This window comes from Variovorax sp. M-6 (assembly GCF_052114385.1).
Lineage (GTDB): Bacteria > Pseudomonadota > Gammaproteobacteria > Burkholderiales > Burkholderiaceae_C > Variovorax.
In genome coordinates this window covers 360,615-382,461 of record NZ_JBFREQ010000002.1, presented here as the reverse complement: position 1 = coordinate 382,461, position 21,847 = coordinate 360,615, and the positions used below count along the sequence as shown (strand labels likewise).

Genomic DNA, 21,847 nt, shown 5'->3' with positions numbered 1-21,847 from the left:
GGCTCCAGCGCGTTCACGGTCTTGATCAGCGTCGACTTGCCCGAGCCGGAGGGCCCGCAGACCACGACCACGTCGCCCTTGGCGATGTCGACCGAGCAGTCGTTGAGCACCTGCACCGGGCCATACCACTTGGAAACGTTCTTGATTTCAATCATTTTGTCGGACATGTCAGGCCTCCCGCCGGGCCGACCCAAGGGCGGCCTGCGCCCCCTCGGGGGGCAGCGAATACACGAAGTGATGAGCGTGGGGGTTCATGGTTTCTCCTTCAGCGGATGATGGCGATCTTCTTGTGCAGGCGCTTCACGAGCCACGAGAGCGAATAGCACAGGATGAAGTAGACGACGGCGGCCAGCAGGTAGGCTTCTTCGGGCCGGCCGAAGTTCTTGCCCGCGGTGTCGAAGCCCTTGAACAGGTCGTAGGCGCCGATGGCATAGACCAGCGAGGTGTCCTGGAACAGGATGATGGTCTGGGTCAGCAGCACCGGCAGCATGTTGCGGAACGCCTGCGGCAGGATCACCAGCTTCATGTTCTGGCCGTAGGTCATCCCCATCGCCTGGCCCGCGGACACCTGGCCGCGCGGGATCGACTGGATGCCGGCACGCATGATCTCGCTGAAGTAGGCGGCCTCGAAGGCGACGAAGGTGATGATGGCCGAGTACTCGGGCCCGATCGGCCGCCCGATCATGGTCGGCACCAGCAGGAAGAACCACAGGATCACCATCACCAGCGGAATGCTGCGCATGCCGTTGACGTAGATGGCCGCCGGGATGTCCAGCCACTTGTTGCCCGACAGCCGCATCAGCGCCAGCAGGGTGCCGAAGAAGATGCCGCCCAGCGTGGCGACCACCGTCAGGAACACGCTGAAATAGAGGCCTTTCAGCAGGAAGGCGCTGACGACGTCCCAGTGGAAAAAGGTCAGATCCAAATTCATGTCAGTGTCCTCCCGTTCCGCCGGCCGCGACGAAGCCCGGCACGCGAACGCGTTTTTCGACCCAGGCCATGATGCGGTTGATGACCATCGCCGAGATCACGTAGAGCACGGTCACGGCCATGTACATCTCGGTCACGCGCGCGGTCTCCTCGCCGGCCTGCATCGCGAACTGGATCATCTCGGGAATCGACACCGCGAACGCGACCGACGAGTTCTTGAAGATGTTCATCGATTCGCTGGTCAGCGGCGGAATGATGATCCGGTAGGCCATCGGCAGGATCACGTAGCGGTAGTACTGCGGCGTGGTGAAGCCCACCGCCATGCCCGCGTAGCGCTGGCCCTTGGGCAGGGCCTGGATGCCGGAGCGCAATTGCTCGGCGATCCGTGCCGAGGTGAAGAAGCCCAGCGCGAACACCACCAGGATGAAGGGAGGCAGCCCGGACATGACCGGGAACAGCTTCGGCACCACGTGGTACCAGAGAAAGATCTGGACCAGGAGCGGGATGTTCCGGAACAGCTCGACCCAGGCATTGCCGAAGCGCACCAGCCAGGGACTGTTGGGCAGCGTGCGGATCACGCCGACGACGGAGCCGAGCACCAGCGCCACGACCAGGGAGCACAGGGACACCGAGACGGTCCAGCCCCACGCCGACACCAGCCACTGCCAGTAGGTGGGTATCTTCCCGCCCGGGTCCTCCAGGAATACCTGCCAATCCCATTTTCCCATTTCAACTCCTCGATGATTGTTGGAGGCCACTCATAAAACAAACGCCCGCCGGAAGAGGCGGGCGTTCGTTCACGCGTCAGCCCACGCGTTCTTACTTCTTGGCGTAGTCTTCCATCGGCTTGTCGTTGGGGTTGGCCCAGGCGGCCTTGGTGGCTTCGGACAGCGGCAGGCCGACCTTGGTGTTGGTCGGCGGGATCGGCTGCATGAACCACTTGTCGTACAGCTTGGCGAGCGAGCCGTCCGCGATCTGGCGCTTGATGCTGTCGTCCACGGCCTTCTTGAAGGCCGGGTCGTCCTTGCGCAGCATGCAGGCGATCGGCTCGACCGACAACGCGTCGCCGACGACCTTGAAGTCGGCCGGGGCCTTCGACTTGGCGATGTTGCCGGCCAGGATCTGGCCATCCATCACGAAAGCGTCGGCACGGCCCGATTCGAGCAGCAGGAAGCTGTCGGCGTGGTCCTTGCCCATGACTTCCTTGAAGTCGATGCCCTGGGCGCGCTCGTTCTTGCGCAGGGTCTGCACCGAGGTCGTGCCGGTGGTGGTGACCACGTTCTTGCCGTTGAGGTCCTTGATCGAGTTGATGCCCGAGTTGGCCTTGACCGCGATGCGCACTTCCTCGACGTAGGTGGTCACGGCGAAGGCGACGTCCTTCTGGCGGGTCGCGTTGTTGGTGGTCGAGCCGCACTCGAGGTCGACGGTGCCGTTCTGCACCAGGGGCACGCGGTTCTGCGAGGTGACCAGCTGGCGCTTGATGTCGAGCTTGGGAAGGCCGAGCTGCTTCTGGATGTCGGCCAGGATGCGTTCGGACATCTCGGTGTGGAAGCCGACGTACTTGCCGTCGCCGATCGTGTAGGCCAGCGCGCCGGAGGAGTCGCGAACGCCCATCGTGACGGCCCCGCTCGACTTGATCTTGGCGAGCGTGTCATTGGCCTGGGCGAAGGCGCCTCCTGCGGCGAGCGCCATGACGGCCAGAGCCAATACTTGCTTCTTCATATGGAAACTCCTGTGACTGAGAGATAACACGAAATTCTAGACGCCCGCATTCTGCGCCACACCCGGACCAACCCGGTGCGCCATGCACCGCTGGAGGGCGCGCCGGGTGTTCGGCAGCGCAAGCGTTCCGAACCCACTCCTCCAAGCAGCCTTTGTGCCCGAAAAAACGTGGGGCAGACTGTAGAGGGGCCGGCGCTCGGCGCCCAATGCCGATTGCAGCGGTCCGCATGTCGCCGCCTCATAGTTTGTGCGCCGCACAAGAACAGCACCTGTCAGGCCGCAGGCTGGGTCTGCAGCAGGTAGGCCCACAACGCATCGGCCGCGCCCTTGAGCCGCGGCGCCGCTCCGTCGCCGCGGCCCGTCCGGCCGGCGGCCTTGGCCGACGCCGGCGCACCGGGCCGCTCGCGGTAGGCGCGGATCTCCATCGTGGCCTCGAGGCGGTCGATCTCGGGCGGCAGCGCGCTCACCAGCGTGCGGGCGCGGACCTCCTTGCGCACCGCGCTCTGCGGCAGGAAGGCGATGCCGTGACCTTCGAGCGCCATCGCCTTCAGGCCCTCGGCCATGTCGGTTTCGTAGACCCGGTCGAGATGGATCGCTGTGCCGGATTCCTTCAGCAGCTGGTCGACCACGCGCCCCAGGTAGGCACCGGGTGCATAGCCCAGATAGGGAAGCGGCTGGCCGGGCCGGCCGGGCAGGCAGTAGCGCGGCGCGCCCTCGGCATCGGGCCGGACCCAGGGCGCGACCACCTCCTCCCCGAGGCTCACCATCTCGTAGCGGTTGGCGTCCAGCGGCAGCGGCTGCGAGGGGTGGTGGTAGGCGATCAGCAGATCGCAGCTGCCCTCGACCAGCCGCAGCACGGCGTCGTGCACGTTGAGCGCGATGAGCCGGCTCTTGATCGGCCCGAAGTGCTCGCGCAGGCCTGTCACCCAGGAGGGAAAGAAGGTGAAGGCCAGCGTGTGCGGCACGGCGATCTCGATCACGTCCTGCCCGGCGGCGGAATGGCCGCGCAGCATGGCGCGCGTGCTCTGCAGCGACTGCAGCATCTCGATGGCCTGGCTGTAGAGCGTCTGGCCCGCGGGCGTGAGTCGGGTGGGGTAGGAACTGCGATCCACCAGGTCGGTGCCGGCCCAGCCTTCGAGCGCCTGGATGCGCCGCGAGAACGCCGGTTGGGTCACATGCCTCAGTTGGGCCGAGCGGCTGAAGCTGCGCGTTTCCGCGAGGCTGATGAAATCTTCGAGCCACTTTGTTTCCATACGCGGCGATTATGCGAGCGCCGCGCCATACTGGAAGCCATGGCTTCCACCGACCTGCTCGAACTCAGCGCCACCGAACTTTCGCGCCGCATCGCGGCCCGCAGCGTGTCCTGCCATGCGTTGATGCAGGCCGCGCTGGCCCGCATCGAGGCGCTCAATCCGCGTTTCAACGCCATCGTGTCGCTGCGCGAACCGCAGCAACTGCTGGCCGAAGCCGGCGAGCGCGATGCCGAGCTGGCGCGCGGCGTACGGCGCGGCTGGATGCACGGCTTTCCGCTCGCGGTGAAGGACCTGAGCCACGCCGCCGGCCTGCCGACCTCGATGGGCTCGCCCCTTTCGCCGCGCTCCGCGGCGCGTGCCGACAGCCTCCACGTGGCGCGCATGCGGGCGGCCGGCGCCATCGTGATCGGCAAGACCAACACGCCCGAGTTCGGGCTCGGCTCGCACACCTACAACACGGTCTTCGGCACCACGCTGAACGCCTACCAGCCCGCGCTGAGCGCAGGCGGCAGCAGCGGCGGCGCGGCCGTGGCGCTGGCCCTGGGCATGCTGCCGGTGGCCGACGGCAGCGACATGGGCGGGTCGCTGCGCAATCCCGCGGCGTTCAACAACGTGATCGGTTTCCGGCCCTCGCGCGGCCGCGTGCCCGGCGCCCCGGAAGACGAGCTCTTCCTGCAGCAGCTCGGCACCGAAGGACCGATGGCGCGCACGGTCGAGGACGCCGCGCGCCTGCTCGCGGTGCAGGCAGGCTTCGATCCGAGGCTGCCGCTTTCATCGACCGACGCCCTGCCCACGCCCGACGCGATGCAGCTCGACAGCGATCCGAAGGGCCTGCGCATCGGCTGGCTCGGCAGCCTGTGGCCCGATCTGCCGCTGGCGCCCGGCGTGCGCGAGCTCTGCGAACGCGCGCTGCAGACCTTCCGCGACCTGGGCTGCGACGTCGACGCCCATCAGCTCGAGGTCCCGCGCGAGCAGAACTGGACCGCGTGGCTGCGCCTGCGCCAGTTGCTGGTCGGCGGCAAGCTGGGCGCGGCCCATGCCGACCCGGCGCTGCGCGAGAAGCTGAAGCCCGAGGCGCGCTGGGAGATCGAGCAGAGCCATCGGCTGGATGCGGCGGCGCTGTACCAGGCCTCGATCTATCGCTCGAACGTCTACCGCGCCTTCCTCCGGGCCTTCGAGCGCTTCGACTTCGTGGTCGCTCCGACGGCGCAGGTCTTTCCGTTCGACGCGACGCTGTCGTGGCCCGCCTCGGTCGGCGGCGTCGAGAGCGACACCTATCACCGCTGGATGGAGATCGTCACGCCCTTCACGCTGGCAGGGCTGCCGACGCTCAATGTGCGCGCGGGCTTCAGCGGATCCGGCCTGCCGATGGGGCTGCAGATCGCGGGGCCGATCCACGGCGACCTGGCCGTGCTGCGGCTGGGGCATGCGTACGACCTGGCCTGCGGCTGGGGCGCCGTTCGGCCGCCGGTGCTTGCCGAGGGCGGCTGAATCGAAGGCCCTCTGGCATCGAAGCTAGATCGGCGACACCACGCCGCGACCGGCGAAGTGCCCTTGCGCATTGGCCATGAAGCGATCGACCGAGGCCTGCGTCGCCTCCGGCGACCAGCCAGCCATGTGCGGCGTGAGCAGCACGTTGTCGAGGCCGATCAGCGCCTCCGGGCGCTCGGGTTCGCTCTCGTAGACATCGATGCCGGCGCCCGCGATGCGGTTCTCGCGCAGTGCCGCGGCCAGCGCCTCGGTATCGACCACACTGCCGCGCCCGATGCTGACCAGGAAGCCCTGCGGCCCCAGCGCGTCGAGCACCTCGGCATTGACCAGGTGGCGCGTGGCCGGGCCGCCCGGCGCGGCCAGCACCAGGAAGTCGGCCCAGGTGGCAAGCGACTTCAGGTCGTCGAAGTAGCGCTGCGTCGCGCCTTCGCGCGGCTTGCGGTTGTGATAGCCGACCTCCATGTCGAAGGCGGCCGCGCGCCTGGCGATCTTCTGGCCGATGGTGCCCAGGCCGAGGATGCCGAGCTTCTTGCCCGAAACGTTCGGCGGCTGCGCAATGGCTTCGCGCCAGACGCCGTCGCGGCACAGGCGATCGAGCTTGCGCAACTCGCGCACGGCGCCGATCAGCAGGCCGAAGGCGTGGTCGGCCACGCAGTCGTCGTTGGTGCCTGCACCGTTGGCCGTGGCGATGCCGCGGGCGCGCGTCAGTTCGAGCGGAACGCCTTCGTAGCCTGCGCCCATGCAGCAGATCAGTTCGAGCGCCGGCATGGCCGCGATTTCTTCCGGCGTGATGCCGATCACGCCGATGGTCAGCACGGCGCGGAATCTCGGGCCGTGCGCGGCGATCGCGGCGGCGCGCTCGGCGGCGCCGAAGGCATAGGTCAGGTCGTAGACCTCGGCAATCTGGGCCTGGTGGGCGCTCGACAGGCTGTTGAGCACCAGCAGGGGAATCTTGTTCGACACGTCCGAGCTCCTGGATCTGGATCGTTGAAAAGGGGCGCGCGAACACACGAAGTCGCAGCGCGCGGGGGCTAGAGCATCGGCACCGCTTCGCTCTTCTGCAAGGCCCACATCTGAGCGTAGCGTCCCTGCTTCGCAAGCAGCTCGGCGTGCGTTCCGCGCTCGACGATCACGCCCGACTCGAGCACCAGGATCTCGTGCGCATCGACCACCGTCGACAGTCGGTGCGCGATGACCAGCGTGGTCTTGTCCTGCGCCGCGCTCCTGAGCTCGGACTGGATCGCTCGCTCGTTGGCCGAATCGAGCGCCGAGGTGGCCTCGTCGAAGATCACGATCGGCGGATTCTTGAGCAGCGTGCGGGCGATGGCCACGCGCTGCTTCTCGCCGCCCGAGAGCTTGAGGCCTCGTTCGCCCACGGTGGTTTCGTAGCCCTTGGGCGTGGCCGCGATGAAGTCGTGGATGCGTGCGGCCCGCGCCGCGCCCTCCACCTCTTCGCGGCTCGCGCCCGGACGGCCGTAGGCGATGTTGTATTCGACGGTGTCGTTGAACAGCACCGTGTCCTGCGGCACGATGCCGATGGCGCGGCGCACGCTGGACTGCTGCACTTCGCGGATGTCCTCGCCGCCGATCGTGATGCGGCCCCGCTGCACATCGTAGAAACGGTAGAGCAGCCGTGCCAGCGTCGACTTGCCCGATCCCGAAGGGCCGACCACCGCCACCGTCTTGCCGGCCGGAATCTCGAAGCTCACGTGCTTCAGGATCGGCCGCGCGGCCTCGTAGGCGAAACTGACGTCCTCGAAGCGCACGGTGGAATCGGTGCCCGCCAGCGGCCGGGCATCCGGCGCATCACGCACTTCGCGCTCCTTCTCGAGCAGCACGAACATCTTGTCGAGGTCGGTCAGGCTCTGCTTGATCTCGCGGTAGATCACGCCCAGGAAATTGAGCGGGATGTAGAGCTGGATCATGAAGGCGTTGACCATCACCAGGTCGCCCAGCGTCATGTGGCCGTCGACCACGCCCTGCGTGGCGCGGTAGAGCATCGCGACCAGGCTGATCGCGATCAGGCATTGCTGGCCCGCATTGAGCAGGCTCAGCGTCGTCTGGCTCTTGACGGCGGCCTTGCGGTAGCGCTCCAGGCTGGCGTCGTAGCGGCTGGCCTCGAAGCCCTCGTTGTTGAAGTACTTGACGGTCTCGTAGTTGAGCAGCGAATCGACCGCGCGGCTCTGCGCCATCGAATCGAGCTCGTTCATGGTCTTGCGGAACTGGGTGCGCCACTCGGTCACGGTCACGGTGAAGCCGATGTAGAGCACCAGCGCCGCCAGCGTGATCCAGACGAAGCCCGAGTCGAACTTCACGCCCAGGATGGTCAGCACCAGCGTCAGCTCGATGATCGTCGGCACGATGCTGTAGAGCGACATCGAGATCAGCGAGTGCACGCCCCGCGTGCCGCGCTCGATGTCGCGCGTCATGCCGCCGGTCTGGCGCTCCAGGTGGAAGCGCAGGCTCAGCGCGTGCAGGTGCTGGAACACCTCCAGCGAGATGCTGCGCGCCGCGCCCTCCGTCGCCTTGGCGAAGACCAGCTCGCGCAGTTCGTTGAAGACCGCGGTGGAGAGCCGCAGCAGGCCGTACGCGACCAGCAGGCCGACCGGCACCACCAGCAGCGCCGCCGCGCTGCCGGGCTTGATCGACATCGCGTCGACCAGGTTCTTGAGCAGCACCGGCACGCCGACGTTGGCGACCTTGGCGCCGACCATGAAGGCGAGTGCCGCCATCACGCGCCATTTGTAACGCCACAGGTAGGGGAAGAGCCGGCGCAGGGTGGCCCAGTCGGAACGGTCGCTGCGCGCGGGCGTGCCCGCCGAGGCGGGGTGGTGGGGAGAGGAAAGTGCTTCGCCGCTGCGGCGCATGGGGGACAATCGTGGCTGGGAACTGCTCACCCCATGCTTCGCGCACGAGGAGTTGAGCCGTTTCCTTGGTTATTCGTTTCTATCCAGATTGTGCCCATGTCCGCCAATTCCAGCGCCAACCTCACCGCCAAGCTCAAAAGTCTCCCGGCCGACATGGAGCTGGTGCTCAAGGTCATCCCGATGCCGGCCGACTGCAACGCCAATGGCGACATCTTCGGCGGCTGGGTGATGGCGCAGTGCGACCTGGCCGGCTCGGTGATCCCGGCGCGCTACGCCAAGGGCCGGATGGCCACCGTCGCGGTCAACGAATTCATCTTCAAGCAGCCGGTGCGGCTGGGCGACATCCTGTCGTTCTACTCGAAGCTCGAGCGTATCGGGCGCACCTCGGTCACCGTGACGGTGGAGGTGTTCGCCGAGCGCTTCAAGGCCCAGGGCGAATACATCAAGGTGACCGAGGCCACCTTCACCTACGTCGCGATCGACGACAGCGGCCGCCCCCGCCCCATCGAAAAAGCATAGGCTCGCCCCCAGGTTGGGCTCACTTCGTGTAGCCCGCCCACCCCCTACCGGGGGCGCAGTCAGCGGCCCGGCGGAGCCGGTTCCGCGACTGCCCACGAACAGGCGTGCGCTGCGCGCCGCCGAAGAACAACCACAGTGCCGATTTCCCGGCCGGCGCAGCCAGGCCCGTTGGTGAAACACCGCGGAACCGGCTTCGCCGGGCCGCTGGTGTTGCCCCCGGAGAGGGGGTGGGCGCCCCGACACGAAGTGCGGGGCAACCTGGGGGAGATCAAACTTTCGAAAAATCCGGCCGGCGCTTTTCCATGAAGGCCGTGAAGGCCTCGCGCGCCGCCGGCTCGCGCAGCATGCGGCCGAAGCTCTGGCCTTCTTCGCCCATGCGCTCCAGCACCGCGGGCTGCTGCGACTTCTTCATCAGGCGCTTGGTCTCGATCAGGGCGCTCAGCGGCTTGGCCGCGAGCTTGCGGGCCTGCGTCTGGGCGATGGCATTGGCCTCGGTCGGCGGCACCACGCGGTTGACCAGACCCACCTCCAGCGCCGCTTCAGCCATGAAGGGCTCGCCCAGCAGCAGCGCCTCGGCCGCGCGGTGGTAGCCGAGCATCTGCGGCACCAGCAGGCTCGAAGCGGCCTCGGGGCAGAGCCCGAGGTTCACGAAGGGCATCGAGAAGGCCGCGTTGTCGCCGGCGTAGACCAGGTCGCAATGGAACAGCAGCGTGGTGCCGACGCCCACGGCCGGGCCGCAGACCGCCGCCACGATCGGCTTCGGGAAGCTGGCGATGCCCCGCAGGAAGCGGAACACCGGCGACTCCTGCGTCGACGGCGGCTTGTCGAGGAAGTCGCCGATGTCGTTGCCGGCGCTGAAGATCGTGGCGTCGCCCTGGATCAGCACGGCGCGCACGGCGCCGTCCTGCTCGGCGCTCGCCAGCGCGTCGGCCAGCTCGCCGTACATCGCGCTGGTGATCGAGTTCTTCTTGTCGAGGCGGTTGAAGGTCAGGGTCATCACACCGGCTTCGGTGTGGACGAGGATGTCGCTCATGGGTTTTCCTTGCTGTGGATGAGGGTCAGGCCTGGAGGGCCTCACGGACGAAGTCGAGCCGGTCCTGGCCCCAGAACATCCGGCCGCCGACGAACATCGTCGGCGCGCCGAACACGCCGCGCTGCACGGCTTCCTGGGTGTGGGCCTTGAGCAGGTCCTTGACGTCCTGGGCGTTGGCGAGCGCCAGCAGCTGCGCGGCGTCGAAGCCGGCTTCCTGCAGCACGGCGCCGATGCAGGCCGGGTCGTTGAGATTGCGCGGCTCGACCCACATCGCGTGGAACACCGCATCGACGTAAGCGCCGAAGCGCTCGGGCTCGCGCATCTGCAGGCCGGTGGCGCCGCGCATCAGCAGCAGCGTGTTGATCGGGAAATGGGGGTTGTGCTGGAAAGGCACCCCATAGCGGCGGGCGAAGCGCTTCAGGTCTTCGTTGAGGTAGGGCCTCTTGGCCGGGATCTCGGCCGGCGAATGGTTGCCCGTGGCCTGGAACACGCCGCCCAGCAGCATCGGCTTCCAGACCAGCGTGGCGCCGGTGTCGGCACAAACGTGCGGCAGCTGCGTGTAGGCCAGGTAGGCGGCCGGGCTGCCGAAATCGAAATAGAAGTCGACGGATTTCGTCGTCATGCGGGTCTCCTTGCCGTGCCCTTCATTGTCGCGGCTTCGGCCTCATTCCTTGAAGTAGACGATCTGGCTGCTGGTGGCCAGCAGGGCGCCCGCCTCGCTCCAGAGCTGCGCAGCCTGGTCGAAGTAACCATTGCGGAACTGCTGTCCGGTGGCCCGGCCCAGCAGGTAGCCGGTGCCCACGTCGCCCAGCAGCGCGGCGTCGGTATGGAAGTAGGTCGTGAGCGACACCGTGCCGATCGGCACCGGCGTGGCGCGCCGCAGCCAGACCCGCGGGTAGAAGGTATCGCTGAGCGCCATGAGCGCGGCGAAATCCAGAGGCCGCGGCTCGGCGTCGCGCAGCCACATGCGCGTTTCGCTGGCGTCGCCGCTGCCGTCCCATCGGCTCGGGATCGAGCCGATGATCGGTCGCATCTCGTAGTGGCGGATCCATTCGACGCCCTTCGGTCCGATCTGCATGGGCTCGACCGCCGAAGGCGGCGGCACCTCGGGCATCGGGAAGTCGTTGGTGCCCCAGGTCTCGCGCCGGACCGCGGTGACCGCAGTGCCCGTGGTGGTCACGTGCAGCTTGCCGTCGGCGCCGGCCTGGGACATCTGGATCGTCCAATGCTGGGTCGAGCGGTTGGTGCGCACCGGAACGGCGAGCACCTCGAAGGCGCCTTCGCCAAGGGCCGCCGCGAAGTTCACCGTGGCCGCCACCGGCTCGCCGAGCAGGTCCGGATGCCGCAGCACCGCCTGCAGCATCACCGCGGCGGTCATGCCGCCGAAGGGGCCGACCATGTTCCAGTAGTCCGGGCTCGTGGCACCGGTGAAGTGGCCGGCCTGAATGTCGCTGTGCACCAGGTCGAGGGCCTTGTCGAGGGGGTGTGTCTTCATGGTCGCAGTGTGCCTCTGTGGTGGGGGGTCACGCAGTCGTGTGCGGGACGGCCGCGCATGCTGACAAACCCGGCCCCGTCAGACCCGCTCGAAAATCCCCGCCGCGCCCTGCCCCATGCCCACGCACATCGTGACCATGCCGTACTTGAGCTTCTTGCGCTGCAGCGCGTGGATCACCGTGGCCGAGCGGATCGCGCCCGTGGCGCCGAGCGGATGGCCGAGCGCGATCGCGCCGCCCATCGGGTTGACCTTGGCCGGATCGAGCCCCAGCGTGTTGATCACCGCCAGCGACTGCGCCGCAAAGGCTTCGTTGAGCTCGAACCAGTCGATCGCATCCTGTGTCAGCCCTGCATAGCGCAGCGCCGCTGGAATCGCCTCGATCGGGCCGATGCCCATGATGTGCGGCGGCACGCCCTTGCTGGCGAAGCTCACGAAGCGCGCCAGCGGCTTCAGGTCGTACTGCTTGCAGGCCTTCTCGCTGGCCAGGATCAGCGCGCCGGCCCCGTCCGAGGTCTGCGAGCTGTTGCCGGCCGTGACCGAGCCGCGCGCCGCGAACACGGTGCGCAGCTTGGCCAGGCCTTCGAGCGTGGTGTCGGGACGCGCGCCCTCGTCGAGGCTCACGATGCGGCTCTTGGCCAACGACCCGCCGGTCGCGAGGTCGGGCGTGCGGTCGGTGACTTCGATCGGCGTGATCTCGTCGGCGAACTCGCCGGCCTGCTGCGCGGCCAGCGCGCGGCGGTGCGACTCCAGCGCGAAGGCATCCTGCGCCTCGCGGCTCACCTTCCACTGCTGCGCCACCTTCTCGGCCGTCAGGCCCATGCCGTAGGCAATACCGACGTCGCCTTCGCGCTCGAAGATCGAGGGCGACAGCGAAGGCGAATTGCCCATCATCGGCACCATGCTCATGCTCTCGACGCCGGCCGCGATCATGACCTCGGCCTCGCCGACGCGGATGCGGTCGGCCGCCATCTGCACCGCCGAAAGGCCGGAGGCGCAGAAGCGGTTGACCGTGATGCCGCCGATGCTGTCGGGCAGGCCGGCGAGCACCGCGCCGATGCGCGCCACATTGAGGCCCTGCTGCGATTCGGGAATCGCGCAGCCGCAGATGATGTCCTCGATCGACTTCGGATCGAGCCCGGGCACTGCCGCGAGCGCCGCCTTCAGCGTGGTCGCGAGCAGGTCGTCAGGGCGATAGTTGCGGAAGTAGCCGCGGTGCGACTTGCCGATCGGCGTGCGGGTGGCGGAGACGATGTAGGCGTCTTGTACTTGCTTGCTCATGGTGTCTGTCCTTAGTTGCGCACGGGCTTGCCGGTCGAGAGCATGCCCATGATTCGCTCTTGGGTCTTGGGGTGCACGATGAGCGAGCAGAAGGCCTTGCGCTCGAGCGTCATCAAATACTCTTCGGTCACCAGCGAGCCGGCATCGATGTCGCCGCCGGTGACCACTTCGGCGATCAGGCTCGCGATGTGGAAGTCGTGCGCGCTGATGAAGCCGCCATCGCGCATGTTGACCAGCTGGCCCTTGATGGTCGCGGCGCCGCTGCGGCCCGCGACCTTGAACTGCCGGCGCAGCGGCGGGCGCCAGCCGGCGTCGGCCATCGCCTTGGCCTGCTGCAAGGCCACGTACAACAGCTCGTCCTTGTTCGGCACCACGACGTCGCTGTCGAGCAGGTAGCCCAGCTTCTTCGATTCGAGCGCGCTGGTGCCGACCTTGGCCATGGCCGCGGCGGTGAAGCCCTCGGTCAGGAAGGGCAGCAGGTCGGTGCCGGTCGATGCGGCCGCGTTCTCGGCCGCGCGGCGCGCAATATAGGTCAGGCCGCCGGCGCCCGGGATCAGGCCGACGCCGACTTCCACGAGGCCGATGTAGCTTTCCATCGCGGCCACACGCTTGGCCGAATGCACCGCGAGTTCGCAGCCACCGCCGAGCGCCATGCCGCGCACGGCGGAAACCACCGGCACGCTGGCGTAGCGGATCTTGAGCATGACGTTCTGCAGCTCCTGCTCCGCGCCTTCGACCGCGCCGATGCCCGCGACCACGAAGGCCGGCAGCATGGCCTGCAGGTCGGCGCCGACCGAGAACATCTCGTCGGGCGACCAGATCACCAGTGCCTTGTAGTCGCGCTCGGCCAGCTCGACGCCGGCCGCCAGCGCTTCGGCGACGTCCGGGCTGATGGCGTGCATCTTCGAATGGATGCTGGCGATCAGCACCTCGCCGTCGAGCGTCCAGAGGCGCACGTCGCCTTCGTCCTGGATCGTGGTGCCGGCCTTGCTGGCATCGGGCGCATCGGCGCCGAGCACGCTTTCGGGGAACAGCTGGCGTTCATGAACGGGCAGCTTGCGCGCGGCGACGAAAGTGTTCTTCGAAGCGCTCCACGAACCTGCCGGCGTGTGGACACCGCCGGCCTCGGCCACCGGGCCCTCGAACACCCACTTGGGCAGCGGCGCGGTCGAGAGTGCGCGGCCGGCATCGATGTCCTCCTGGATCCACTTGGCGACTTGCGTCCAGCCGGCCTGCTGCCAGAGCTCGAACGGGCCCTGCTTCATGCCGAAGCCCCAGCGCATCGCGAAGTCGATGTCGCGCGCGCTCTCGGCGATGGTCGCCAGGTGCACCGCGGCGTAGTGGAAGCTGTCGCGCAGGATCGCCCACAGGAACCGGCCCTGTGCGCCCTCGCTCTCGCGCAGCAGCTTGAGCCGTTCGGGCGCCGGCTTCTTGAGCATGCGGCCATAGACCTCGTCGGCCTTGTCGCCCGAGGGCACGTAGTCGCCCTTGGCAAGATCGAAGCGCAGGATGTCGCGCCCGGCCTTCTTGAAGAAGCCGGCCTTGGTCTTCTGGCCCAGGTTGCCGAGTTCGAGCAGCTTGGCGAGCACCGGCGGCGTCGCGAAGTTGGCGTAGAACGGATCGCTCTTCTCGTCGAGGTTGTCCTGCAGCGTCTTGACCACGTGCGCCATGGTGTCGAGGCCCACCACGTCGGCGGTGCGGAAGGTGCCCGAGCTCGCGCGGCCGAGCTTCTTGCCCGTGAGGTCGTCCACCACGTCGGGCGTGAGGCCGAACTTCTCGACCTCCTTCAGCGTCGCCAGCATGCCGGCGATGCCGACCCGGTTGGCGATGAAGTTGGGCGTGTCGTGCGCCCGCACCACGCCCTTGCCGAGCGCGCTGGTGACGAAGGTTTCGAGTTGGTCGAGCACCTCGGGCTCGGTGGTCGGCGTGTTGATCAGCTCGACCAGGAACATGTAGCGCGGCGGGTTGAAGAAGTGGATGCCGCAGAAGCGCGGCTTGAGCGCCTCGGGCAGGGCCTCGCTGAGCTTGGTGATCGACAGTCCCGAAGTGTTCGAGGCCAGGATCGCGTGCCTGGCGACGTGCGGCGCGATCTTCTTGTAGAGGTCGAGCTTCCAGTCCATGCGCTCGGCGATCGCCTCGATCACCAGGTCGCATTCGCCGAGCTTGGCGAGATCGTCTTCGTAGTTGGCCTGCTCGATCAGGCCCGCATCGGCCACGTCGGCCAGCGGCGCGGGCTTGAGCTTCTTGAGGTTGTCGATGGCGCGCGTGACGATGCCGTTCTTCGGCCCTTCCTTCGCAGGAAGATCGAACAGCACGACCGGCACGCGCACGTTGACGAGGTGGGCCGCGATCTGCGCGCCCATCACGCCGGCGCCGAGCACGGCGACCTTTTTCACTTGGAATCTGGACATGGTGATTTGCTTCTTGATGTGGAACGCGCGTGCCTACTGCACACGCATCCAGGTTTGGGTGCGCCAGAAGGGGCCGAGGTAGCCGCGCACTTCGAGCTTCCTGCCGCCATCGATCGGCGTGAAGCTGGCGCGGTATTCCTTGCCGTTCTCGGGGTCGAGGATCTTGCCGCCTTCCCAGACGTCCTTGCCCTCGGCCTTCTTGCCGCCGCGGATGATTTCCAGGCCCGCGATCGGCTTGCCCTTGCGCTCGTCGGTGCACTCGTCGCACGCCGCGTCGGGCTTGGCATCCTTCTTGAGCGACTTCTCGATGCGGCCGGCCAGCACGCCGCCCGATTCGGCGATGCGGATCTCGGCTTTCGACTCGCCAGTCTTGTCGTCGATGCTGCGCCAGACGCCCACCGGGCTCATCTGGGCCATGGCGGAGGCGGCCGAAGCCGCCAGCGCGATCGATGCGAGCAGGGCTTTCATGGCGTTCAGGCCAGTGCGGCGTCGGTGTTCATCAACGGGGCGCTGCCGGCGCGCGCGGTGCGCATCAGCGTCGCGGTTTCGGGGAACAGCTTGGCGAAGTAGAAGCGCGCGGTCTGCAGCTTGGCGACGTAGAACGGGTCGGTGTTGCCGGCCGCGATCTGGCGCAGCGCGGTGCGCGCCATCAGCGCGAACATGTAGCCGAACACGAAGTGGCCCGCGACCCGCAGGTAGTCCACCGCGGCGGCGCCGACTTCGTCGGGGTTCTGGAAGCCCTTGAAGCCGATCTCGGTCGTGAACTTGGTGAGCTGCTCGCCCAGCACCGCCACCGGCGTGATGAACTCGCTCATCTTCTCGTTGACGCCCTCTTCCTCCACCAGCTTGCCGACCAGCTTGCCGAACTTCTTCAGCGTCGCGCCGTTGTTGCCCAGCACCTTGCGGCCCAGCAGGTCCAGCGACTGGATGGTGTTGGTGCCTTCGTAAATCATGTTGATGCGGTTGTCGCGCACGAACTGCTCCATGCCCCATTCCTTGATGAAGCCGTGGCCGCCGAAGACCTGCATGCAGGCGTTGGTGGCGGTGTGGCCGTTGTCGGTCAGGAAGGCCTTCACGATCGGCGTCAGCAGCGCGACGATCTCGCCCGCGTCCTTGCGCACCTTCTCGTCGGGGTGGTGGTGCTCCTTGTCGAGCAGCAGCGTGCAGTAGATCGCCATCGCGCGGCCGCCTTCGGCATAGGCCTTGGCGGTCATCAGCATCTTGCGCACGTCGGGGTGCACGATGATCGGGTCGGCGTCCTTGTCCTTGGCCTTGACGCCCGACAGCGAGCGCATCTGGGTGCGGTCCTTGGCGTAGGCCAGCGCGTTCTGGAAAGCCACTTCGGTCAGGCCCAGCGACTGGTTGCCCACGCCCAGGCGGGCCGCGTTCATCATCACGAACATCGCGGCCAGGCCCTTGTTGGGCTGGCCCACCATGGTGCCGGTGGCGCCTTCGATCACGATCTGCGCGGTGGCGTTGCCGTGGATGCCCATCTTGTGCTCGAGGCCGCCGCAGTAGATCGGGTTGCGGCTGCCGAGCGAGCCGTCGGCCTCGACGTTGAACTTCGGCACCACGAACAGGCTGATGCCCTTGCTGCCCTTGGGCGCGTCGGGCAGGCGGGCCAGCACCAGGTGGACGATGTTGTCGGCCATGTCGTGCTCGCCGGCCGAGATGAAGATCTTGTTGCCGGTGATCTTGTAGCTGCCGTCGGCCTGCGGCTCGGCCTTGGTGCGCAAGAGGCCGAGGTCGGTGCCGCAATGGGGCTCGGTCAGGCACATGGTGCCGGTCCACTCGCCGCTCGTGAGCTTGGGCAGGTAGGTCTTCTTCTGCGCGTCGGTGCCGTGCGCGGCGAGCGCCTCGTAGGCGCCGTGCGAGAGACCCGGGTACATCGTCCAGGCCTGGTTGGCCGAGTTGAGCATCTCGTAGACGCACTGGTTCACGACATAGGGCAGGCCCTGACCGCCGTAGGCCGGGTCGCAGGAGAGCGCCGGCCAGCCGCCTTCGACGAACTTGGCATAGGCATCCTTGAAGCCCTGGGGTGTCTTCACCTCGTGCGTGGTTTTGTCGAGCACGCAGCCTTCCTCGTCGCCGCCGATGTTGAGCGGAAAGGTGACCTCGGAGGCGAACTTGCCGCCCTCTTCGAGGATCGCGTTGATGGTGTCGGCGTCCACCTCGGCATGCTTGGGCATCGCCTTGAGTTCTTCGGTGAGGTTGAACACTTCGTGCATCACGAACTGCATGTCGCGCAAGGGCGGGGTGTAGGCGGGCATGGAAAGGTCTCCGGGCGAAAGTTGAAGAGAAAGATACGAAAGGGATCGAGCCGTGCGCGTTCAGCGCGTGGCCTTGAGCCGCCGCGGCGCCGCGATGCCGACGGCAGGCTGCATGTCGGTCGCGCCGCTGCGGCGCAGGATGTTGTCGAAGCCGACGTTGGCGCGTTCCAGCGAGTCGGGCGAGTGCAGGAAGCGGGCTTCGTAGTGCAGCGCCAGGATCAGCGCGTGGATTTCGAACGCGATCTGCTTCTCGTCGGCATCCTCGCGCAGGTGGCCTTCGGCCTTGGCCTGCACCACAGCGCGGTACATCGCGGCCAGCCAGGTCTTCACCGAGTCGGCCAGCGCGTCGCGCACGGGGCCGGTGCGGTCGTCGAACTCGACGGCGCCGCTGATGTAGATGCAGCCCGAATCGATCTCGGCCGAGGTGCGCTTCATCCAGTTGGCGAACATCGCGCGCAGGCGCGGCAGGCCGCGCGCGGCCTTGAGCGCCGGGTAGAAGACTTCCTGCTCGAAACGCGCGTGGTACTCGCGGATCACCGAGATCTGCAACTCTTCGCGCGAGCCGAAATGGGCGAAGACGCCGGACTTGCTCATCTGCGTGACCTCCGCCAGCGCGCCGATCGACAGGCCTTCGAGGCCGATCTGGGCGGCCAGGCTCAGGGCCGCGTCAATGATGACGGCCTTGGTCTGCTGGCCTTTGGCGGGCGCGCGGACGGGCTTGGCGGGAACTGCGGTGTCGGGCATCGGGGGGAATTAAATAAAACGAACGGTCGTGCTATTTTGCAGGAAATTTCCCGGTTGAGAAAGGCATAAGACCCACGGCGGCCACGGGTCTTTCAGCTTGCAGGGAATTGCGTGGCGCCCGCTTTGGCAGCGATTTGCAGTCGCTATGGCAGCAACTTGCGTTCGCTTTGGCAGTGAAGTTGGCGCGCGCTTCGCAAGCCGGCGGGCAAATTGGCACCAGCCTAGCAGCCAGTTAACTCAGGGCCGCAGTTGTGCTCCGATGGCCCTGTTGGCTGAAGCCGCCTCAACGCGGCGTTCGCAAGAGGCTTCGCGTTCGGGATCTGGCACCCCGCCTAGAAGCCCACTGTCGGCCAGGAACGGGCATCGGCTGTGGGACGGTGACCGTCCGCGTTGCACCGGGGTAAGGCGACTGTCTGTGCCGGCCCGCGCGCTTGGCAGTGATTCCCATGCGCTATGGCAGTAAATTCCGCTGGTTGGCAGCGAAGTGGGGCACGCGTTTGCCAAGGTGACACCATCGAGGCACTCGGATCACTAGCCGTCGGCAGCTGTATGCTCAATGGCACGTGTGCGCGAGCCCACCTCAACGCAGCGCTCTTGGAACGCTCTGCGTTCGAAATCTAGTCGTCCGATATGGAAGCAATCATCTACTTCCGACGCCCGCCAGATTGACCCCTTCGGCTCACAGCCTCGTCCCTCTCGTCGCCCGCCAACATGAAAATCGTTTTTGCCACTGCATTGGTCGACTTCACTGTCAAGCAGCGACTCAGGAAGCCCCGATTAATCAGAGATCAGTTGTTTGTTACGAACAATCCAGCTCACTTAGCCGCATTCCTTACTACTGATTACATTGTTTCAATCGGCTCCTTAGAGGCTCGCCCCCTGACCAACGGCGACACGGTGCTCTATCGAATTGCCGAATTGCCCGACGCCTCAGTCATTCCGGTCGAGGTCATAAATTTTCTTCGAGAAGCCCAAGCGTTCTTGACCGCGACTTGGCTGAGGGAAGACAACAGCGCAAACTGCGAATTGGCTTTCTCTTTCGTCCAAGGAACGATGAGCCACGTGCACAGCAATTCCCTCGCGGTGCAGTACACCCATCATTCGGGCGAACACAAGTCCATGACGGTCGACGAAGATGGCCTAGGTGAGATCTGCGATCATCATGCCAGCTACTTGAGAGGCATAAAGCAGCAGGACCTTCCCGCTCACACAACTTTTCGCAAGACTGTCAATCGAATAGATCGGTCGACGAGATTTCTTCAGCAAGCGAGGTCCTCGGAAGATCTCGGACAAAAAATTGCAAACTATTGTTCGTTCTTCGAGGCGCTTTTAAGTACTTCAGCATCGGAGCTTTCTCATCAACTATCCGAACGGATTGCCTTTCTCCTTGCCGAAATGCCAACAGAGCGATTGCGGATTTTTAGAGAGGTGAAAAAGGCTTACGGCGTACGATCAAAGATTGTGCACGGTGACGTGCTCTCGCAGAATCTGATCACCGGCCTCGTCGACATCTCGCGTACTTGCGACGAACTCGCCCGTTCCTTGATACTCAAGATACTTCACGATGGAGAATTAAAGATCCTGTTTATTGACGGGACGAACGAATCGCTAGACGCCCACTTATTGAATCTCATCTTTGGACTTGCACCATCGAGGGTTCAGGCCTCTTGAGCTATCCGTTCAAGACACAAAGCTAGTTATCCTTTTCGTTTCCTATTGCATTCCTCGGGCACGAGCGCATCGCGGACACAAGACACTCCTGCGTCAAAACAGCCCAGCGGGTTCTGCCCGTCGATCCCAGCTGTAGATGATCAGCTCCTGACGCTCGGCCCGGTTCGCCCCACCACCGACCGTGTAGTCGATCGCCAGGCAATCCATCCCGAAACCCTCGAAACACCGCCTGATGTCCGGGTGGTCATTGAGGCTGATGATCGCCTTGCCCTTAAGCTGGCGCAGCTTGACCGCCATCAGTTCGTACTGCTCCCAGGCGAAGGGAACGCCGTAACCCTCGGTCTCCCAGTACGGCGAGTCCATGTAGAACAGGGTGTGCGGCCGGTCGTAGCGGTCCAGGCAGTCCGCCCAGTCGAGTTGCTCGATGTAGGCGCTCGCCATGCGCAGATGGGCCGCGCTGAGGTTCTCTTCGATGCGCAGCAGGTTGATCGCCGGGGCCGTGGTCGCGGTGCCCCAGGTCTGACCTTCCACCCGACCGCCGAAAGCCTGCTGCTGCAGGTAGAAGAACCTCGCCGCCCGCTGCACGTCGGTCAGCACCTCAGGCGGCGTGGCCTGGGTCCACTTGAAGATCTGCCGGCTCGACTGCGCGTACTTGAACTGCCGAACGAACTCTTCGAGGTGGTGCTTGACGACCCGGTAGAGGTTGACCAGGTCACCGTTGACATCGTTGATCACCTCGACCTCGGCGGGGTGCCGCAGGAAGTACAGGGCGGCGCCCCCTGCGAACACCTCGACGTAGCAGGTGTGCGGGGGGAATCGGTTGATGAGCAGGTCAGCCAGGCGGCGCTTGCCTCCCAGCCAGGGAATGATCGGAGCGGATCTCATGAGACGTTCTTTCGAGTGAAAGGCGCTCATGGCGCGCGGGGGTGGGGCTCTGGGCTCTCCAGTGGGCCGTGGCCCCGCCCCCTTCGCGACCGATCTATCGCCCCGCCTTCATCCTCTCCCGCACTCCTCTGAGCGTCCCCCTCAACGTCTCCAGTTGCCGCGTCATATCCGCATTGAGCACAGTCACCAAACCCCGCAGCTCGTGCGGCTCGATTTGAAACTCCTCGACCCCGTCCAATGGTGGAAAGCGAGGCGAGAGAAAGCTCTGCAGGCACTCGTATGCCCGGTGCGAATCAGCCAGATTGAAAAACGCATCCTCGACATCCGAGAAATGCGTGAGCGCCGACTCGTTCGGGTCTGGGGGCTGCGGCGTCGGGGGCGCCGCTTTCTTGGCGGCCGGCACACGACGCCGCTTCGCAGCAACCGTTGCGGGCTTGACGGTCTTCGAGACTTTTGAGGAATGCGCGAGCGTGCGAACAGACTTAGCCATTTTTTCGGCCTCCCAGTGAATGCAACTTACCTCACCTACCGCTTCCGCGATCAAACGGAGGCGGCGGCTCGAACGGGTTGGACGACTCGATCCTGCCGAGGCGGCCGCATCAAGCCTCAGCACGCTTCAGTGCATCACCTTCCGCGCCGCGTGAATCGCCTTTTCTAACGTGTGGATGCGCCGTCCCGTCTCTGCATTGATCAACTCCATCAAGGCCGTCAACCCACGGGGTTCGACAAGAAACTCCTCGACGTTCAGCGAGTTGAGTGGCGCCAGGAAATTCTGTACGCAGCCGTAGGCGCGATGCGCCCAGCGCAAGTTGTTGAACTCGTCCTCGACGAGCAACGCAGCCGAGTTGACTGCCTTCTTCTTTGCTTGCTTCTTGGTCTTGGCGCTTTTGGCCGGGTCGTCACCGGCGACACTGCGCTTGATGCTTTTTGACTTGGCGGATGTCGTCTCCGCCGTGCGAACGGTCTTGGCCATTTTTGAGTCTCCCTGGTTGCGGTTGAGGCAACCGCCGTCCGCTCGGTGGAGGGCGGCGGCTCGAGCGGGTTGGAAGACCGGGCTTTCACTACGGCGATAAACCGGCAGGGCTCGCGCCCTCCCGCCCGAGCCGCCAAAAAAAGCAGCGCGAGCGAAGAAGCCGCAGGCCCAAAGGCAACTGCGGCTTCCGCCGTAGTCAAAGCTTCGGGCTTCCAAACCCGATCGCGCCGTTGCCGACGCGACTCGCGCAGTATGCCGGCGCTATTGCCGCAGGCACGCGCAATCAGGCCCCGACGCTTTCCGAA

The 21,847-nt window shown here is 65.9% G+C and carries 21 protein-coding genes; 3 read left to right on the top strand and 18 right to left on the bottom strand.

The window, feature by feature from the left end; genetic code table 11:
• From AB4Z46_RS04285 to AB4Z46_RS04265, 5 genes are all read right to left on the bottom strand, one after another.
• Positions 1-155: ATP-binding cassette domain-containing protein (locus AB4Z46_RS04285; protein ID WP_442282247.1), on the bottom strand; the 155-nt coding region annotated here is incomplete at its 3' end.
• Between the two features lie 110 nt (positions 156-265).
• Positions 266-931, bottom strand: coding sequence for an amino acid ABC transporter permease (locus AB4Z46_RS04280; protein WP_442282238.1), 666 nt, complete (start codon positions 929-931; stop codon positions 266-268).
• A gap of 1 nt (position 932) precedes the next feature.
• The gene (locus tag AB4Z46_RS04275; protein WP_442282237.1) at positions 933-1,658 is read right to left on the bottom strand and encodes an amino acid ABC transporter permease; all 726 of its coding nucleotides are present in this window, start codon (positions 1,656-1,658) and stop codon (positions 933-935) included.
• A gap of 91 nt (positions 1,659-1,749) precedes the next feature.
• The gene (locus AB4Z46_RS04270) at positions 1,750-2,652 is read right to left on the bottom strand and encodes a transporter substrate-binding domain-containing protein (RefSeq protein ID WP_442282236.1); all 903 of its coding nucleotides are present in this window, start codon (positions 2,650-2,652) and stop codon (positions 1,750-1,752) included.
• A gap of 272 nt (positions 2,653-2,924) precedes the next feature.
• Positions 2,925-3,905 carry a LysR substrate-binding domain-containing protein gene (locus AB4Z46_RS04265; RefSeq protein WP_442282235.1) on the bottom strand — a complete coding sequence of 327 codons (981 nt, stop codon included), beginning with the start codon at positions 3,903-3,905 and terminating at the stop codon, positions 2,925-2,927.
• A 39-nt stretch (positions 3,906-3,944) separates the two neighbouring features.
• Here AB4Z46_RS04265 and AB4Z46_RS04260 point away from each other — a divergent pair, with 39 nt between their 5' ends.
• Complete coding sequence (locus tag AB4Z46_RS04260) at positions 3,945-5,396, top strand: amidase (RefSeq protein ID WP_442282234.1); 1,452 nt, start codon at positions 3,945-3,947, stop codon at positions 5,394-5,396.
• 24 nt (positions 5,397-5,420) lie between these two features.
• Here the strand turns inward: AB4Z46_RS04260 and AB4Z46_RS04255 are convergent, their stop codons facing one another.
• Entirely contained in the window at positions 5,421-6,359 is a 939-nt protein-coding gene (locus AB4Z46_RS04255) for a 2-hydroxyacid dehydrogenase (RefSeq protein ID WP_442282233.1), read from the bottom strand.
• Between the two features lie 68 nt (positions 6,360-6,427).
• On the bottom strand, positions 6,428-8,263 hold the full coding sequence (locus AB4Z46_RS04250; RefSeq protein ID WP_442282232.1) for an ABCB family ABC transporter ATP-binding protein/permease: 1,836 nt from the start codon (positions 8,261-8,263) through the stop codon (positions 6,428-6,430).
• Between the two features lie 96 nt (positions 8,264-8,359).
• Between AB4Z46_RS04250 and AB4Z46_RS04245 the strand changes: the two genes are divergently transcribed.
• Positions 8,360-8,782 carry an acyl-CoA thioesterase gene (locus AB4Z46_RS04245; RefSeq protein ID WP_442282231.1) on the top strand — a complete coding sequence of 141 codons (423 nt, stop codon included), beginning with the start codon at positions 8,360-8,362 and terminating at the stop codon, positions 8,780-8,782.
• Positions 8,783-9,050: 268 nt separating this feature from the next.
• Here AB4Z46_RS04245 and AB4Z46_RS04240 read toward each other — a convergent pair whose 3' ends face one another.
• The 8 genes from AB4Z46_RS04240 to AB4Z46_RS04205 all read right to left on the bottom strand — a co-directional run bounded on the left by AB4Z46_RS04240 (position 9,051) and on the right by AB4Z46_RS04205 (position 18,013).
• A complete protein-coding gene (locus AB4Z46_RS04240) occupies positions 9,051-9,815 on the bottom strand; it encodes an enoyl-CoA hydratase (protein WP_442282230.1) in 765 nt (254 codons plus the stop codon).
• Between the two features lie 25 nt (positions 9,816-9,840).
• Positions 9,841-10,437: a 2-hydroxychromene-2-carboxylate isomerase gene (locus AB4Z46_RS04235; RefSeq protein WP_442282229.1), complete on the bottom strand. Its 597-nt coding sequence runs from the start codon at positions 10,435-10,437 to the stop codon at positions 9,841-9,843.
• Between the two features lie 42 nt (positions 10,438-10,479).
• Positions 10,480-11,310 carry an acyl-CoA thioesterase gene (locus AB4Z46_RS04230; protein ID WP_442282228.1) on the bottom strand — a complete coding sequence of 277 codons (831 nt, stop codon included), beginning with the start codon at positions 11,308-11,310 and terminating at the stop codon, positions 10,480-10,482.
• Positions 11,311-11,388: 78 nt separating this feature from the next.
• Positions 11,389-12,588 carry an acetyl-CoA C-acyltransferase gene (locus AB4Z46_RS04225; RefSeq protein WP_442282227.1) on the bottom strand — a complete coding sequence of 400 codons (1,200 nt, stop codon included), beginning with the start codon at positions 12,586-12,588 and terminating at the stop codon, positions 11,389-11,391.
• Positions 12,589-12,599: 11 nt separating this feature from the next.
• Entirely contained in the window at positions 12,600-14,999 is a 2,400-nt protein-coding gene (locus AB4Z46_RS04220) for a 3-hydroxyacyl-CoA dehydrogenase NAD-binding domain-containing protein (protein WP_442282226.1), read from the bottom strand.
• A 33-nt stretch (positions 15,000-15,032) separates the two neighbouring features.
• A complete protein-coding gene (locus AB4Z46_RS04215; protein WP_442282225.1) occupies positions 15,033-15,467 on the bottom strand; it encodes a DUF2147 domain-containing protein in 435 nt (144 codons plus the stop codon).
• A 5-nt stretch (positions 15,468-15,472) separates the two neighbouring features.
• On the bottom strand, positions 15,473-17,269 hold the full coding sequence (locus AB4Z46_RS04210; RefSeq protein ID WP_442282224.1) for an acyl-CoA dehydrogenase C-terminal domain-containing protein: 1,797 nt from the start codon (positions 17,267-17,269) through the stop codon (positions 15,473-15,475).
• Between the two features lie 60 nt (positions 17,270-17,329).
• Positions 17,330-18,013: a TetR/AcrR family transcriptional regulator gene (locus AB4Z46_RS04205; RefSeq protein WP_442282223.1), complete on the bottom strand. Its 684-nt coding sequence runs from the start codon at positions 18,011-18,013 to the stop codon at positions 17,330-17,332.
• 711 nt (positions 18,014-18,724) lie between these two features.
• Here AB4Z46_RS04205 and AB4Z46_RS04200 point away from each other — a divergent pair.
• Positions 18,725-19,684: a hypothetical protein gene (locus AB4Z46_RS04200; RefSeq protein WP_442282222.1), complete on the top strand. Its 960-nt coding sequence runs from the start codon at positions 18,725-18,727 to the stop codon at positions 19,682-19,684.
• Between the two features lie 93 nt (positions 19,685-19,777).
• On the opposite strand, the gene AB4Z46_RS04195 is transcribed toward AB4Z46_RS04200, so the two are convergent.
• From AB4Z46_RS04195 to AB4Z46_RS04185, 3 genes are all read right to left on the bottom strand, one after another.
• Positions 19,778-20,569: a DNA adenine methylase gene (locus AB4Z46_RS04195; RefSeq protein ID WP_442282221.1), complete on the bottom strand. Its 792-nt coding sequence runs from the start codon at positions 20,567-20,569 to the stop codon at positions 19,778-19,780.
• A 94-nt stretch (positions 20,570-20,663) separates the two neighbouring features.
• A complete protein-coding gene (locus AB4Z46_RS04190) occupies positions 20,664-21,059 on the bottom strand; it encodes a hypothetical protein (protein ID WP_442282220.1) in 396 nt (131 codons plus the stop codon).
• 126 nt (positions 21,060-21,185) lie between these two features.
• A complete protein-coding gene (locus AB4Z46_RS04185; protein WP_442282219.1) occupies positions 21,186-21,542 on the bottom strand; it encodes a hypothetical protein in 357 nt (118 codons plus the stop codon).
• Between the last annotated feature and the right edge of the window lie 305 nt (positions 21,543-21,847).

Excerpts from the sequence above, each read along its gene's own strand:
- AB4Z46_RS04280 (WP_442282238.1), bottom strand. The coding sequence starts at position 931 with ATGAATTTGGATCTGACCTTTTTCCACTGGGACGTCGTCAGCGCCTTC.
- AB4Z46_RS04275 (WP_442282237.1), bottom strand. The coding sequence starts at position 1,658 with ATGGGAAAATGGGATTGGCAGGTATTCCTGGAGGACCCGGGCGGGAAG.
- AB4Z46_RS04270 (WP_442282236.1), bottom strand. The coding sequence starts at position 2,652 with ATGAAGAAGCAAGTATTGGCTCTGGCCGTCATGGCGCTCGCCGCAGGA.
- AB4Z46_RS04265 (WP_442282235.1), bottom strand. The coding sequence starts at position 3,905 with ATGGAAACAAAGTGGCTCGAAGATTTCATCAGCCTCGCGGAAACGCGC.
- AB4Z46_RS04260 (WP_442282234.1), top strand. The coding sequence starts at position 3,945 with ATGGCTTCCACCGACCTGCTCGAACTCAGCGCCACCGAACTTTCGCGC.
- AB4Z46_RS04250 (WP_442282232.1), bottom strand. The coding sequence starts at position 8,263 with ATGCGCCGCAGCGGCGAAGCACTTTCCTCTCCCCACCACCCCGCCTCG.
- AB4Z46_RS04245 (WP_442282231.1), top strand. The coding sequence starts at position 8,360 with ATGTCCGCCAATTCCAGCGCCAACCTCACCGCCAAGCTCAAAAGTCTC.
- AB4Z46_RS04240 (WP_442282230.1), bottom strand. The coding sequence starts at position 9,815 with ATGAGCGACATCCTCGTCCACACCGAAGCCGGTGTGATGACCCTGACC.
- AB4Z46_RS04235 (WP_442282229.1), bottom strand. The coding sequence starts at position 10,437 with ATGACGACGAAATCCGTCGACTTCTATTTCGATTTCGGCAGCCCGGCC.
- AB4Z46_RS04230 (WP_442282228.1), bottom strand. The coding sequence starts at position 11,310 with ATGAAGACACACCCCCTCGACAAGGCCCTCGACCTGGTGCACAGCGAC.
- AB4Z46_RS04225 (WP_442282227.1), bottom strand. The coding sequence starts at position 12,588 with ATGAGCAAGCAAGTACAAGACGCCTACATCGTCTCCGCCACCCGCACG.
- AB4Z46_RS04220 (WP_442282226.1), bottom strand. The coding sequence starts at position 14,999 with ATGTCCAGATTCCAAGTGAAAAAGGTCGCCGTGCTCGGCGCCGGCGTG.
- AB4Z46_RS04215 (WP_442282225.1), bottom strand. The coding sequence starts at position 15,467 with ATGAAAGCCCTGCTCGCATCGATCGCGCTGGCGGCTTCGGCCGCCTCC.
- AB4Z46_RS04210 (WP_442282224.1), bottom strand. The coding sequence starts at position 17,269 with ATGCCCGCCTACACCCCGCCCTTGCGCGACATGCAGTTCGTGATGCAC.
- AB4Z46_RS04205 (WP_442282223.1), bottom strand. The coding sequence starts at position 18,013 with ATGCCCGACACCGCAGTTCCCGCCAAGCCCGTCCGCGCGCCCGCCAAA.
- AB4Z46_RS04200 (WP_442282222.1), top strand. The coding sequence starts at position 18,725 with ATGAAAATCGTTTTTGCCACTGCATTGGTCGACTTCACTGTCAAGCAG.
- AB4Z46_RS04195 (WP_442282221.1), bottom strand. The coding sequence starts at position 20,569 with ATGAGATCCGCTCCGATCATTCCCTGGCTGGGAGGCAAGCGCCGCCTG.
- AB4Z46_RS04190 (WP_442282220.1), bottom strand. The coding sequence starts at position 21,059 with ATGGCTAAGTCTGTTCGCACGCTCGCGCATTCCTCAAAAGTCTCGAAG.
- AB4Z46_RS04185 (WP_442282219.1), bottom strand. The coding sequence starts at position 21,542 with ATGGCCAAGACCGTTCGCACGGCGGAGACGACATCCGCCAAGTCAAAA.